Origin of the sequence: Micrococcus luteus, from assembly GCF_014138885.1 — a bacterium.
Taxonomy (GTDB): Bacteria; Actinomycetota; Actinomycetes; order Actinomycetales; family Micrococcaceae; genus Micrococcus; species Micrococcus luteus.
This window is the reverse complement of sequence record NZ_JACJIK010000001.1, coordinates 978166-992446: the sequence shown is the minus strand read 5'-3', so window position 1 is coordinate 992446 and position 14281 is coordinate 978166. Positions and strand designations below refer to the sequence as shown.

10 protein-coding genes are annotated in these 14281 nt (G+C 73.7%); 8 read left to right on the top strand and 2 right to left on the bottom strand.

Going from position 1 to position 14281, the window contains the following annotated elements:
* Window positions 1–29: 29 nt before the first annotated feature.
* Window positions 30–1250 (top strand): TIGR01906 family membrane protein, encoded by a 1221-nt coding sequence (locus HDA34_RS04525; protein WP_101967343.1) that lies wholly within the window; start codon window positions 30–32, stop codon window positions 1248–1250.
* Between the two features lie 75 nt (window positions 1251–1325).
* Here HDA34_RS04525 and HDA34_RS04520 read toward each other — a convergent pair whose 3' ends face one another.
* Both HDA34_RS04520 and HDA34_RS04515 read right to left on the bottom strand, forming a co-directional pair.
* Complete coding sequence (locus HDA34_RS04520) at window positions 1326–3164, bottom strand: AMP-dependent synthetase/ligase (protein ID WP_134377290.1); 1839 nt, start codon at window positions 3162–3164, stop codon at window positions 1326–1328.
* A gap of 68 nt (window positions 3165–3232) precedes the next feature.
* A complete protein-coding gene (locus HDA34_RS04515; protein WP_134377291.1) occupies window positions 3233–4846 on the bottom strand; it encodes a dolichyl-phosphate-mannose--protein mannosyltransferase in 1614 nt (537 codons plus the stop codon).
* 96 nt (window positions 4847–4942) lie between these two features.
* Here HDA34_RS04515 and rsmI point away from each other — a divergent pair, with 96 nt between their 5' ends.
* The 7 genes from rsmI (at window position 4943) to HDA34_RS04480 (ending at window position 14246) form a co-directional block, all read left to right on the top strand.
* Window positions 4943–5800: a 16S rRNA (cytidine(1402)-2'-O)-methyltransferase gene (gene rsmI / locus HDA34_RS04510; RefSeq protein WP_134377292.1), complete on the top strand. Its 858-nt coding sequence runs from the start codon at window positions 4943–4945 to the stop codon at window positions 5798–5800.
* Between the two features lie 183 nt (window positions 5801–5983).
* On the top strand, window positions 5984–7471 hold the full coding sequence (locus tag HDA34_RS04505) for an NAD-dependent succinate-semialdehyde dehydrogenase (protein ID WP_134377293.1): 1488 nt from the start codon (window positions 5984–5986) through the stop codon (window positions 7469–7471).
* Between the two features lie 120 nt (window positions 7472–7591).
* Entirely contained in the window at window positions 7592–8545 is a 954-nt protein-coding gene (locus HDA34_RS04500; protein ID WP_060973971.1) for a TatD family hydrolase, read from the top strand.
* A gap of 33 nt (window positions 8546–8578) precedes the next feature.
* Window positions 8579–10390, top strand: coding sequence for an ABC transporter ATP-binding protein (locus HDA34_RS04495; RefSeq protein WP_060973972.1), 1812 nt, complete (start codon window positions 8579–8581; stop codon window positions 10388–10390).
* Window positions 10391–10450: 60 nt separating this feature from the next.
* The gene (gene rsmA, locus HDA34_RS04490; protein ID WP_134377294.1) at window positions 10451–11374 is read left to right on the top strand and encodes a 16S rRNA (adenine(1518)-N(6)/adenine(1519)-N(6))-dimethyltransferase RsmA; all 924 of its coding nucleotides are present in this window, start codon (window positions 10451–10453) and stop codon (window positions 11372–11374) included.
* Window positions 11371–12339: a 4-(cytidine 5'-diphospho)-2-C-methyl-D-erythritol kinase gene (locus HDA34_RS04485; protein ID WP_060973908.1), complete on the top strand. Its 969-nt coding sequence runs from the start codon at window positions 11371–11373 to the stop codon at window positions 12337–12339. The genes rsmA and HDA34_RS04485 overlap by 4 nt, the downstream gene beginning before the upstream one ends.
* Window positions 12340–12404: 65 nt before the next feature.
* Window positions 12405–14246: an ABC-F family ATP-binding cassette domain-containing protein gene (locus HDA34_RS04480; RefSeq protein ID WP_060973907.1), complete on the top strand. Its 1842-nt coding sequence runs from the start codon at window positions 12405–12407 to the stop codon at window positions 14244–14246.
* Window positions 14247–14281: the final 35 nt, after the last annotated feature.

Sequence of the window (14281 nt, the reverse complement as noted above, 5' to 3'; positions counted from 1 at the left end):
GGACGGACCCATTCGAGAGAGGCACGAGCATGGCTTCCCATCAGGCCGGCCGCGGGCGCGACGAGCGCGCCGGGGCGGAGGACTTCGATTCCGGGCTGGACTACGGCGCGTTCGTCGAGGACGACGCCGCGGACGACCCGAACCGCACCCAGGCGCTGCCCGCCATGGGCCGGGACGACGACGGCGGCGCCCAGCACACCTCGGCGCTCAGCCCCGAGGACCTCGCCGCGCTGCGCGGCGGGGACGCGGCGGCCGCGGACCGACGCGACGCCGGCCGCCCGGCCGCGGACGCCGACCGCGACATCGTCGCCTCCCGGGCCGTGCCCGAGGGCGGCCGGCGGCCGCTGCCCGGCGCCGACGAGCTCGGCCCGCTGAGCGCCGCCGTCGGGGCCCGCGCGGCGGGGTCGAGCGCCGCCGCCCCGGTCGACCGCTACCCCGAGGACGGCACGGCCGCCCCCGTGGCCCAGGCGGCGGCCCTGCAGGGCCCCACGCCGGAGGAGCGCGCGCGCCTGCCCAAGGCGGGCCCGCGCCTGGCGCAGGTGCTGCTGGCGATCCTCGCCCCGCTCGCCCTGCTGCTGGCCACCGTCCGCCTCGTGGCGAGCCCGGTGTTCCTGTGGCTGGAGTACCACCGGCCCGGGTTCCCCGCGGACCGGTTCGGCTTCACCCTCGCCGACCGCATGCACTACGGCTCCGCCGGGCTGGACTACGTGACCAACCTGGCCGGGCCGCGGTATCTCAGCAGCCTCACGCACCAGGGCGCGCCCCTGTTCACCGAGGTCGAGGTCGACCACATGACGGATGTGAAGACCGTGCTGTGGATCGCCGCCGCGGCGCTCGTGGTGCTCCTGGTGGTGTGCGCCCTGCTCATCGCGTCCCTGCTGCGCACCAGCCCCGGCGGGGTGCGCCGCGCCCTGTTCGCCGGCGCCGTGTGGCTGCCGCTCGCGGTGATCGCGCTCGCGGTCCTGGCGGTGCTGGGCTGGGAGACGTTCTTCGCTGGCTTCCACTCGCTGTTCTTCGCGGACGGCACGTGGACGTTCTCCGTGCGGGACGCTCTCATCCGCCTCTACCCCGAGCAGTTCTGGGTGGACGCGGCCGTGGTGGTCGGGCTGGTGACCCTGCTGGCGTCCCTCGTGACGCTCGTGCTCACGTGGCCCACGCGCCGCCGTCGTGAGCTGAGCGCGGACCGCCGCGAGCAGCTGCTGCGCACCCGCCTGCGCTGGGCCCGGGAGGACGACGCCGTGGTGCGCTGACCGCCGCCGGACGACACCGGGAACGGGCCGGGAGGACGAGGCGTCCTCCCGGCCCGTCGTCGTCCGGGGGCGGGGTCAGCGGCGGTAGAGGGCCTCGACGTCCTCGGCGTGGTCCTCGATCACCTGGGCCCGCTTGAGCTTCTGGGACTGGGTGACGTGCCCGGAGTCCTCGGTGAACGGGTGGTCCAGGATGCGGAAGCGGCGGATGGACTCGGCACGGGAGACGCCCGCGTTGACCTGGTCCACCGCCTCCTGGATCGAGGCCAGCACGGTGGGGTCCGTCGCGGCCTCGGCCGGCGTGAGGCTGAGCTCGCGGTCCAGGGCCCACTGGGTGAAGGCCTCGGTGTCCAGGGTGATGAGGGCGCCCACGAACGGGCGGTTCTCGCCGACCACCACGACGTGCTCGATGAGCCGGTGCTGGCGCAGCGCCTCCTCCATGGGCGTGGGGTACACGTTCTTGCCGCCGGCGGTGATGATCACGTCCTTCTTGCGGCCGGTGATCCGCAGGAAGCCGTGCTCGTCCAGCGCACCGATGTCCCCGGTGCGGAAGAAGTCGTCCTCCATCGCCTCCGCCGACGCCTTCGGCATGCCGTGGTAGCCGTCGAACACCACGGGGCCGCGGATGAGGATCTCGCCGTCCTCGGCGATCTTCACCGTCACCCCGGCCACGGGCAGGCCCACGGTGCCCACGCGGTGCGCGCCGGGGATGTTCACGGTGGCCGGCGCGGTGGTCTCCGTGAGGCCGTAGCCCTCCACGATCGGAATGCCGGCGCCGCGGAAGAAGTGCACCAGCTCCGGGGAGAGGGCGGACGCGCCGGACACGCACGAGATCACCTCGCCGCCGAGGGCCTCCCGGATCTTGCGGTAGACCAGCCGGTCGAACAGCGCGCGCCGGGCGCGCAGCAGGGCCGAAGGCCCGGGGCCGTCCCCGAACTCGGCCTCGTCCACGGCCGTGGACCATTCGATGGCGGTGCGCTTGGCGGCCGCGTAGATCCGCCCGGTGCCGCTCTTCTGGGCCTTGGCCTCGATGCCGGCCTCGACCTTCTCGAACACGCGCGGCACGGCCAGCAGCCACGTGGGGTGGAAGGAGGCGAGGTCGCCGAGCAGCGTGGCCGGGGAACCGGAGTGGGCCACCTGGATGCGGGCGTACAGGCAGATGACCTGGACGGCGTGGGCGAGCACGTGGGCCAGCGGGAGGAAGAGCAGGGTGCGCGACGTTGTCGTCTCCGGGGACCACTGGACCACCTCGCGCGCGAAGTGCAGCACGTTGATGGCCGCGCCCACGAAGTTGCCGTGCGTGATCACGGCGCCCTTCGGGCGGCCGGTGGTGCCGGAGGTGTAGACGATCGAGGCGGGGCTGGCGAGGGTCGCCAGGGAGCGGGCGTGCTCGACCGCGTCATACGACACGAACGCGCCGGCCTCGGCCAGCTCCGCCAGTCCGGCGTCCGTCAGCGGGAACGTCGCCACGTCCACGCCCGCGTGCCCGGCGGCCTCGGCGACGCGCTCGCCGAGCTCCTCGCTGCCGACGGCGACCACCCGCAGGCCCGAGTCCGTGACGATGTGCTCCACCTGGTGGGCCGAGGAGGTCTCGTAGATCGGCACGGAGACGGCGCCGGCGAACCACACGGCCTGGTCGAGGACGGCCCACGCGTAGGAGGTGGGGGAGAACAGGCCCACCCGGTCCCCGGGCTGGACGCCGCGGGCGATGAGGCCGGCCGCCACGGCGCGCACCTGGGTGAGGAACGCGGTGAAGTGGACGTCCACCCAGCCGCCCGCGCCGTTGCGCACGGCGTACACGGGGGCGTCCGGCCGGTCGGCACAGGAGGTGACGATCAGGTCCGTGATGTTGGAGTCCGCCGGCGGCATGCCGACGAGCTCGGTGGCGGACTCATGGACGGGGCTCTGGTTCTGCACGGTCCGAGCGTATCCATTTCCGGGCGTGCGGCGCGCGGTCGGGCACGCCCGCGCCCGGGACGTGGCCGTCAGATCCAGCTGCTGAACCACATCCGCCAGCGCCACTGGTCGTACGGGATCACGTCGCCGATCCACACGGGCAGGAAGAACAGGGACACGGCGACGGCGATCGTCACGTACGCCAGCACCAGGGCCGAGCCCCAGCGGGGCCCGGGTCGGCGGCCCGGCCGGAGCAGCAGTGAGAGCGCCAGGGCGATCATCATCACGAGGAAGGGCTCGTAGGCGATCGTGTAGAAGAAGAACATGGTCCGCTCGGGCCACAGGAACCACACCAGCTGCCCGGCCGCGTAGGCGCCGAGCAGGGCGCCGGCCCGCCAGTCCCGGTGGCGCACCAGCAGCCACACGCACACGAGGACGGCGGCCAGGCCCGTCCACCACACGAACGGGTTGGCGATGTCCGTGATGGCCGCCGAGCACGCGCCCGCGGCGTCCGCCGGGCAGATCCCCTCGCCGGGCTCTGCACCCTCGTAGTAGTAGCTCACGGGCCGGCCCATGAACGGCCAGGTCCACGGGTTGGCGGCGTAGTCGTGGGGGCTGGTGAGACCCTGGTGGAAGGTCGTGGACTCCACGTGGTAGTGCCACAGGGAGCGCAGCGGACCGGGGACCAGCCCCGCGAGCAGGCCCTCCGGCGGGTTGTCCCGGTGCCAGTCCCGGTAGTAGCCGCCCTCCGTGACGAACCAGCCGGTCCACGAGGCCAGGTAGGCGACCAGGCCGCCGCCCACCACGGCCACGAACGCGTACAGGCCGTCCTTCTCGACGCCGGCCCACGCCCAGTGCCGCACCCCGGCGGTCCGGCGCGCGGACATGTCCCACAGGACCGTGAGCAGGCCGAAGGCCGCCATGAACGCCAGCCCGGAGAGCTTCACGGCGCAGCCGGCGCCCAGTAGCACGCCCGCCAGCAGTCGCCACGGGCGCCAGCCGAGCCACGGCCCGCTGGCCAGGGCGTCGCGTCCCCGCCGGGCGACGTCGTGGGCGAGCCGCTCCGCGAGCAGCCGCCGCCCGTGGACGCGGTCCGCCAGCAGCGCGGCGAAGGCCGCGAGCACGAAGAACGAGAGGAAGATGTCCAGCAGCCCGATGCGGGACATCACCAGGTGGTGGCCCTCCACGGCCAGCAGCAGCCCGGCGACCGCGCCCAGGGACACCGAGCGCAGCAGGTGCTGCGTGGCGAGGGCGACCAGCAGGACGGACAGCGTGCCGGCCACCGCGGCACTGAATCGCCAGCCCACCCCGTTGTCCGGACCGAACGCGAGCATGCCCAGGCCGATCAGCCACTTGCCCAGCGGCGGGTGCACCACGTAGGCGGCCCCCTCGAGCGGCTCCGCCTCGCCGCGCGCGAACGCGTCGTTGACGTCCTCGTCCCACCGCCGCTCGTAGCCGGACTCCAGGAGGGAGTAGGCGTCCTTGGGGTAGTAGGTCTCGTCGAAGATCAGCTGGTCCGGGTGGGCCAGGTTCGTGAACCGCAGGACGCCGGCGATCACCGTGACCAGCAGCGGCAGGATCCAGTGCCACCGCGTCAGGGGCGCCGCGCTCACCCCGAGGCGGGCGCGCAGGGCGGCGACGCCGAAGGGGCCGTCGTCGACCGCGACGGCGGCGGGGCGTGAGGCGAGGGCGGTGGCGGGCACGGGCTCCATGCTAGGCCGCACGGTGGACGGCGAGACGTGCACGGTGGCCGGGGCCGTAGGCTCGGGGCAGCCGTCCGTCCGTCGAAAGGTCGTCCCATGCCCGAGGGTCGCATCGTCCTGGCCGCCACCCCCATCGGCAACCTCGGGGACGCGTCCGCGCGCCTGCGTGAGCTGCTGGCGGAGGCGGACGTGATCGCCGCCGAGGACACCCGGACCGCGCGGCGCCTGTGCGCCGGACTGGGCGTCACCCCGGCGGGCAGGGTGGTGGCCCATCACGAGCACAACGAGGCGGCCTCCGCCCAGGGGCTGCTGGACCAGGTGCGGGGCGGTGCCACGGTGGCGGTGGTCTCGGACGCGGGCATGCCCACGGTCTCGGACCCGGGGTACCGGCTCGTGGCGGCCGCGGTGTCCGCAGGGCTGCCCGTGACCTGCGCGCCCGGCCCCTCCGCCGTGACCACCGCGCTCGCCCTCTCCGGCCTGCCGACGGACCGGTTCGCCTTCGACGGCTTCGTCCCCCGCAAGGACGGGGAACGACGGCGATGGCTCACCTCCCTGCTGACCGAGGCCCGCACTGTGGTCGCCTTCGAGTCGCCGCAGCGCCTGGCGGACGCGCTGGCCGTCGTCGTGGAGGTCCTCGGTGCGGAACGGCCGGTGTGCGTGGCGCGCGAGCTCACCAAGCTGCACGAGGAGGTGGTGCGCGGCACCGCGGCCGAGGTGCATGCCTGGGCTGCGGAGCGGCACGCGGGGGAGGGGATCCGCGGGGAGATCGTGCTGGTGATCGGGCCGGCCGCGCCCGGCGCTGCGGGCGAGGCGTCCGAGGCGGACGCCGTCGCCGAGGTGGCGGTGCTGGTGGAGTCCGGCACCCGGTTGAAGGAGGCCGTGGCCGCGGTGGCCGGAGCCCACGGGATGCGGAGCCGGGAGCTCTACCAGGCGGTGCTCGCGGCCCGGGGCTGACACGTCCCCGGCTACACAGATGCTCATGCGCGGGGGCGCGGCCCCGGGGCCTGGCTAGGATCAGCCGTGGAGCCGCTGCCGACCGCCGCCGGACGGCGTCGGAATACCCGTGGCCGTCCACCCGTTCCCCTGAGGGACGCGGGGCGTGCCGCCTCCGACCACCGACCCCGAAAGAGGTGCATCATGACCGTGACCGCTGAGCGCGAGAAGGCGCTGCTGGAGTCCGTCCCCACCGGCCTGCTGATCGACGGCGAGTGGCGCGATGCCTCCTCCGGCAAGACCTTCGACGTGAAGGACCCGGCCACCGGCAAGGTCATCGCGAGCCTGCAGGACGCGAACTCCGACGACGCCATGGCCGCCTTCGACGCCGCCTGCGCCGCGCAGGCCGACTGGGCCCGCACCCCGGCCAAGGAGCGCGCCGACATCCTGCGCCGCGCCTACGACCTGATCAACGAGCGCGCCGAGGACTTCGCGCTGCTGATGACCCTCGAGATGGGCAAGCCGCTCGCCGAGGCCCGCGGCGAGGTCACGTACGGCAACGGCTTCCTGCGCTGGTTCTCCGAGGAGGCCGGCCGCCACTACGGCCGCACCCTGACCGTGCCGGAGGGCACGCTGCGCATGCAGGTGCACCATCGCCCGGTGGGCCCGTGCCTGCTGATCACCCCGTGGAACTTCCCGCTGGCCATGGCCACCCGCAAGGTGGGCCCCGCCGTCGCCGCCGGCTGCACCATGGTCCTCAAGGCCGCCAAGCTGACCCCGCTGACCACCCAGCTGTTCGCGCAGGTGATGCAGGAGGCCGGCCTGCCCAAGGGCGTGCTCAACGTCGTGGCGGGCTCCTCCGCCTCGTCGATCTCCAGCCCGATCCTGCAGGACCGGCGCCTGCGCAAGGTGTCCTTCACCGGTTCCACCCCGGTCGGTGTGCGCCTCATGAAGGACGCGGCGGACAACGTGCTGCGCACCTCCATGGAGCTCGGCGGCAACGCCCCGCTCATCGTCTTCGAGGACGCGGACCTGGACGCCGCCGTCGAGGGCGCCTTCGCCGCGAAGATGCGCAACATGGGCGAGGCCTGCACCGCCGCCAACCGCTTCCTCGTGCACGAGGACGTGGCCGAGGAGTTCACGCAGAAGTTCGTGGCCAAGCTCGAGGCGCTCAAGCCCCTGCGCGGCACCGACCCGGAGTCCACCCTCGGCCCGATCGTGGACGAGGGCGCGCGCGACGACATCGACCAGCTCGTCCAGGACGCCGTGGCGGCCGGCGGCGAAGTGCTCACCGGCGGCCACAAGATCGAGGGCGACGGCTACTTCTACGCGCCGACCGCGATCAAGGTGGAGGAGGGCAACCCGATCCTCCAGCAGGAGATCTTCGGCCCCGTGGCCCCGATCGTGACCTTCTCCTCCGAGGAGGAGGCCATCGAGATGGCCAACGACACCGAGTACGGCCTCGCCTCCTACGTGTTCACGAAGGATCAGGCCCGGATGTACCGCGTGGCCGAGAGCATCGAGTTCGGCCTCATGGGCTACAACGTGGGCGTCATCTCCAACCCGGCCGCGCCGTTCGGCGGCGTGAAGCAGTCGGGCCTGGGCCGTGAGGGCGGCGCCGAGGGCATCGAGGAGTACACCTCGGTGCAGTACATCGGCATCGCCGACCCGTGGGCGGCCGCGAAGGCCTGACCCTCGCGCCGAGCCGTGCCCTCCGGGGGCGGTATCGGGTGGTATCCACGTCGGATACCACCCGATACCGCCCCCGAGGCGTGTCGGGGGGCCCGGGCTCGGCTCCCTAGAGTGGGGTGCATGGCCCACGCATCCGAGACCCCGCTCGCCTACCGCGCCTCCGCCCAGCAGCCGGACGACGACGGCGGCCCGCGCCGGGACGCCCGCGAGGAGAAGTCGGGCCGCAAGCGTCGTCTCGAGTACCCGCCCGCACCGGAGCCGCTGCCGGTGCCCGTCGTGGACAACCACACGCACCTCGACTTCCGCGACGGCTTGGTCCGCGTGGACGTCCACCAGGCGATGGACGCGGCGGAGGCGGTGGGCGTGACCGGCGCGGTCCAGGTGGGCTGCGACGTCGCCTCGGCCCGGTTCACGATCGCGGCGATCGAGGCCGAGCCTCGCCTGCTCGGCGCCGTGGCGCTGCACCCCAACGACGCGGCCCGCCTGACCGAGTGCGGCGAGTTCGAGGAGGCGTTCGCGGAGATCGCCGAGCTCGCCCGTCACCCTCGCGTGCGCGCGGTGGGTGAGACGGGCCTCGACTACTTCCGGACGCAGGACGAGGCCGGCCACGCGGCGCAGCAGGAGTCCTTCCGCCGGCACATCCGACTCGCCCGCGAACTCGGCACGGCCCTGCAGATCCACGACCGGGACGCGCACGACGACGCCGTCCGGATCCTGCTCGAGGAGGCGGCCGACGGCGGGCTGCCCCCGCACGTGGTGTTCCACTGCTTCTCCGGTGGCCCCGATCTGGCCCGCACGTGCGCCGAGCACGGCTGGCACATGTCCTTCGCCGGCCCCGTCACCTTCAAGGCCAACGATGAGCTGCGTGAGGCGCTGCGGATCGCCCCGGCCGAGCTGCTGCTCGTGGAGACGGACGCGCCCTTCCTCACGCCGCATCCGCATCGGGGCCGCCCCAACGCGCCCTACCTGGTCCCGGTCACACTGCGGGGCATGGCGGAGACGCGCGGAGACGACGTGGCGGCCCTCGCCCGCGCGGTGAGCGAGAACACCGCCCGGGTGTACGGGGCGTTCTAAGCCGATCCAGACCCGGCCCCTAGGATGAGCGACGTGCTGACCCGACTCCTCAAAGCCCGGCTGCCCGAGGGAACGCAGTACCTGGTGGACCGCCCCATGCGGATCCGCCTCGTGTTCGTGGTCCTCGGGTCCGTCCTCGTGGCCGGCCTCGAGATGGTGGCGCTCGCCTCGATCATCCCGCTGGTCAGCCTGCTGACCTCAGGTGAGCTGGGCTCCCCGGCGCTCGAAGGGCTGCTGGCCCGGTTCGGGGCCGTGACGGTGCCGGAGCAGACGGTGGCCTTCGCCGTCGTGATCGTGGTGGCCTTCCTGCTCAAGGCGATCCTGGTGCTCGCGTTCCGCTGGTGGACCATGGGGTTCACCAACCAGAACCTCGTCCGCACGTCCGCCACGCTGCTGCGCTACTACCTGCGGGCCGACTACGGCCTGCACCTGACGCGCACGGTCGGCACCCTGGTCAACAACGTCACCGGCACCTCCAGCATGGCGTACACGGGCGTGGTGAATGCGTCCGTCACGTTCCTCACGGAGGCCGTGACGCTCGTCGCGGTGGCGGTCGTGGTGGGCGTCTCCATGCCGCTGACGGGGCTCGGGATGGCCCTGTACTTCCTCGCCGTCGCCTGGGTGATCAAGACCGTGATCCGCCGCCCGGCCTCCCGCCTGGGCTGGACCCTGGTGACCGCGGGGGAGCGGGCCAACACGGCGGCGCTGCAGGGCCTGGAGAACTACAAGGACGTGAAGATCCGCGGCAACGACTCGGCCTTCATGGAGGAGTACCGCGCCGCCCGCATGGAGAGCGCCGAAGCCACGCGGCTCAAGATGATCCTCACGATGATGCCGCGCTACGTGCTCGAGGTCGCCTTCGTGGCCGCCATCGCGGCGCTCGTGGCCGTGGCCTTCATCCAGGGCCGCGGCGGGGAGGCGTTCGGCTCGCTCGCCCTGCTCGCGATGGCCGGCTTCCGCGTGCTGCCGTCCATGGCCGCGCTCATGGCCACCACCAACGAGATCCGCACGTCCTGGCCGGCCTTCGAGCGCACGACGGCGGAGCTCGCCGCCGCGCAGCCGGTCCTGCACGCGGCGGACCGGCCCTACGAGCGCGTCACGTTCGAGGAGGCCATCGAGGTGCGGGACGCGTCCTTCACCTACCCCGGCAAGACCGAGCCGGTCCTGCGCGACATCGACCTGCGCATCCCCTTCGGGTCCTCGTACGCCTTCGTGGGCGGCAGCGGTGCCGGCAAGACCACCCTGGTGGACCTGGTCATCGGCTTCCACCACGCCCAGCGCGGTGGGGTCTACGTGGACGGGGTGGAGCTCGAGGCCAACCCGCGCGGCTGGTGGGACAACGTGGCGTTCGTCCCGCAGTCCGTCACCGTGGTCAACGGGACGGTGCTGCACAACGTGCTCCTGGACGTCGAGGCCGCCCAGACGGCGGACCGGGCCGAGGTGGAGCGCGTGCTGCGCGAAGCCCAGCTGGGCCAGTGGCTGGACGAGCTCCCCGACGGCCTGGACACCGTGATCGGCGAAGGGGCCGTGGGCGTCTCCGGCGGCCAGCGCCAGCGCCTGGGCATCGCGCGCGCGCTCTTCCGGCGCCCCCGCCTCCTCGTGCTCGATGAGGCGACGTCGGCCCTCGACAACCTCACGGAACGCCGGGTCACCGAGGTGATCGAGTCGCTGCGCGGCCGGATCACGGTCATCGTGGTCGCCCACCGTCTCTCCACGGTCAAGCGCTGCGATCAGATCGTGCTGATGGACCAGGGGCGGATCATCGGCCAGGGCACGTTCGCCGGGCTGCAGGAGACGAGCCCCGAGTTCCGCGAGCTCGTCCGGCTCGGTGACCTCTCCACCTGAGCGGAGCCCGCGCCGCTGCGCCCCGGTTACCCCGTCCGGCGCCCCGATAGACTCGCGGGCATGGTCCAGCCCTCCCCGCACCCCGCCCCCGCCCCGCTGCTGAGCGCCGCGGACGTGCGGCGCATCGCCGCCGAGCTGGACCTGCGTCCCACCAAGCAGTGGGGCCAGAACTTCGTGATCGACCCGAACACGATCCGGCGCATCGTGCAGGCCGCGGACGTGACCGCGGACGAGCACGTGCTGGAGATCGGTCCCGGGCTGGGCTCGCTCACCCTCGGCCTGCTGGACGCGGCCGCCGCCGTCACCGCCGTCGAGATCGACCCGGTCACCGCCGCCCGCCTGCCGCGCACCGCTGCCGAGTTCCGCCCCGGGGCCGAGGGTGCCCTCGCCGTGCTGCACGCGGACGCCATGACCCTGAGCGAGCAGGCCCTGGCTGAGGTCCGGCCCGCCACCGCCGCCGGCGGTCCCACCGCGCTCGTGGCGAACCTGCCCTACAACGTGGCCGTGCCCGTGCTGCTGCACGCGCTCGCGGTCCTGCCGGGGCTGCGGCACGGCCTGGTGATGGTGCAGGAGGAGGTCGCGGACCGTCTCGCGGCCGGGCCCGGCTCCAGGGTCTACGGCGTGCCGTCCGCCAAGGCGGCGTGGTACGCGGACGTGCGCAAGGCGGGCACCATCGGCACCCAGGTGTTCTGGCCGGCTCCGCGCATCCACTCCGGGCTGGTCGCCTTCACCCGACGCGAGCCGCCGGCGGGCGGCGCGTCCCGCCGGGAGGTCTTCGCCGTGGTGGACGCCGCCTTCGCCCAGCGCCGCAAGACCCTGCGCGCCGCGCTCGCCTCCTGGGCCGGGTCGCCGCAGGCGGCGGAGGACGCCCTGGTGGCCGCCGGCGTGGACCCGCGCGCCCGCGGCGAGGCCCTGGACATCGCGGCCTTCGCGCGGATCGCCGAGCACGGCCCGCGGCGTGCGGCGGAGGAGGTGGGCGCATGACGACGGAGGACCTCGGCCTCGACCCCACGGCCCGGCACGTCACGGTCAGCGCCCCCGGCAAGGTGAACCTGTCCCTGCGGGTGGGACCCCCCGGTGCGGACGGCTACCACCCCGTGGCCACCGTGTACCTGGCCGTCAGCCTGCGGGAGACCGTCACGGCGATCGCGCGCACGGACGGGAGGATCACCGTCGGCCCGTCGGGCCGCCACATCAGTCTGGTGGACACCCAGGACGTGCCCTGGGACGAGCGCAACCTCGCGCACCGCGCCGCCGCGCACCTGCGGCGCACCCTCGGGCTCGATCCTGACACCCACGGCGTCCACCTCGAGGTCGCCAAGCAGGTCCCGGTCGCGGGCGGCATGGGCGGCGGCTCCGCCGACGCGGCCGCCGCGCTGCTCGCGTGCAGCGTCCTGTGGGAGACCGGGCACACCCGCGCCGAGCTCGCCGAGCTGGCCGCCCCGCTGGGCGCGGACGTGCCCTTCAGCGTGCTGGGCGGCGCCGCCGTCGGGCTCGGGACCGGGGCCGAGCTGACCCCCGTCGCGGCCCGCACCCCGGTGCACCTCGTCCTCGTCCCGGCGGACGCCGGGCTGTCCACCCCCGTGGTGTTCCAGACCCTGGACGAGCTGCGCCGGGAGGGCCACCTGACCGACGGGCCGGCGCGCCCGGAGGTGAACGAGGCCGTCCTGCGGGCCCTCACCGCGGCGGACCCGCTCGAACTCGCCACCGCCATGGACAACGACCTGCAGACCCCGGCCGTCGTCCTGTTCCCCGAGCTCTCGGACGTCCTCGACCTCGGTATGGACGAAGGCGCGCTGCGCGGCATGGTCTCCGGCTCCGGCCCCACCCTGCTCTTCGTGGCGCAGGACGAGGCCTCCGCGCTGCGGCTGGCCTCGGCCATCGAGGAGCGCACGGGCGTGCGCGCCCTCCCCGTCCACGGCCCCGTGCCCGGCGCCCACGTGCTCTGACACCCGGCGGCGCACCCCGCCGCACCCGACCACCCCTCCTCCGTCCGGAAAGGACCACCTCCTCCATGGCCCACCTGCTCGGCGCCGAGAACATCGGCATCGCCTTCGGAACCCGCACCGTCCTCGAGGGCCTCTCCCTCGGCGTGGATGAGGGGGACCGGATCGGACTCGTGGGCCGCAACGGTGACGGCAAGTCCACGCTCATGCGCATCCTCGCCGGCCTTCAGGAACCCGACACGGGCCGCGTCACCCGCCGCGGCGGCGTCCGCGTGGGCGTGCTGGACCAGCAGGACCGGCTCGACCCGGAGCACACCGTGCGTCAGGCCGTGGTCGGGGACGTGGACGACCATGTGTGGGCCTCGGACCCCAAGGTCCGGGACGTCCTGGGCGGTCTCCTCGATGGCTTCGACCTCGAGCAGTCCGTGCGGGGCCTCTCCGGCGGCCAGCGCCGGCGCGTCGCCCTGGCCCGTCTGCTCGCCGGGGACGACGACGTCCTCTTCCTCGACGAGCCCACCAACCACCTGGACGTCGAGGGCGTCGCGTGGCTCGCCCGCCACCTGAAGCAGCGCTGGCGCCCCACCGACGGCGGCCTCGTGGTGGTCACCCACGACCGGTGGTTCCTCGACGAGGTCTGCACGCGCACGTGGGAGGTGCACGATGCCACGGTGGACCCGTTCGACGGCGGCTACGCGGCGTGGGTGCTCGCGCGCGCGGAGCGCTCCCGGCAGGCGGCGGTGACGGAGCAGAAGCGTCAGCAGCTCGTGAAGAAGGAGCTCGCCTGGCTGCGCCGTGGCGCCCCGGCGCGCACGTCCAAGCCGAAGTTCCGCATCGAGGCGGCCAACGCCATCATCGAGGACGTCCCCGCCCCGCGCGACTCGGTGTCCCTGGCGAAGATGGCCACGGCCCGGCTCGGCAAGGACGTCCTCGACCTCGAGCACGTGAGCCTGACGCTGGGGGAGAAGCCGATCCTCGACGACGTCACCCTGCGCCTGGCGCCCGGCGAGCGGCTCGGCGTGGTCGGCGTCAACGGTGCGGGCAAGTCGACCCTGCTGCGCCTGCTCGACGGCCGCATCGCTCCGGACTCGGGGCGGGTGAAGCGCGGCAAGACGGTGGTCTCGGCCACCCTCACCCAGGACGTGAAGGAGCTCGACGACGTCGCCCACCTGCGCGTCGCCGAAGTCATGGCCCGCGAAGGCTCGTCCTTCCAGGTCGGTGACCGCGAGATGTCCTCCGGCCAGCTGCTCGAGATGCTCGGCTTCGGCACCTCCCGGCAGTGGACTCAGGTCTCCGAGCTCTCGGGTGGCGAGCGCCGGCGCCTGCAGCTGCTGCGCCTGCTCGTGGGTGAGCCCAACGTCCTCATGCTCGACGAGCCGACCAACGACCTGGACACGGACACCCTGGCCGCCGTCGAGGACGTGCTGGACGGGTGGCCGGGGACCCTCGTGGTGGTCTCCCATGACCGGTACCTGCTCGAGCGCGTCACCGACCACCAGGTCGCCCTGCTCGGGGACGGCAAGGTCCGCGGCCTGCCGGGCGGGGTGGATCAGTACCTCGAGCTGCGCGCCGCGATGGACGAGGCCGGCGGCCCGGCCCGGGGAGCCGGCCCGGTACGGGGCCGCAACGACGTCGTCGGGACGTGCGCGGGCATGGGCGGACCGGAGGAGGACACCGGACCCACCGAGGCGGAGCGTCGGCTGGCCCGCAAGGAGATGGCCCGGCTCGAGAAGCAGATGACCCGGCTCCGGGAGCGGAGGTCCGGCCTCGAGGCGCGGATGGCCGAGCTGGGGCAGGCGCAGGACTTCGACGCCCTCACCGCGGCCTCCGCCGACCTGAAGGACCTCGACGCGCAGCTGGGCGTCCTGGAGGAGGAGTGGCTGCAGGCCGCTGAACTCGCCGAAGGGGACTGACCGGCGGGCGTGCACAGGAGCGTGTGGCAGGTGGC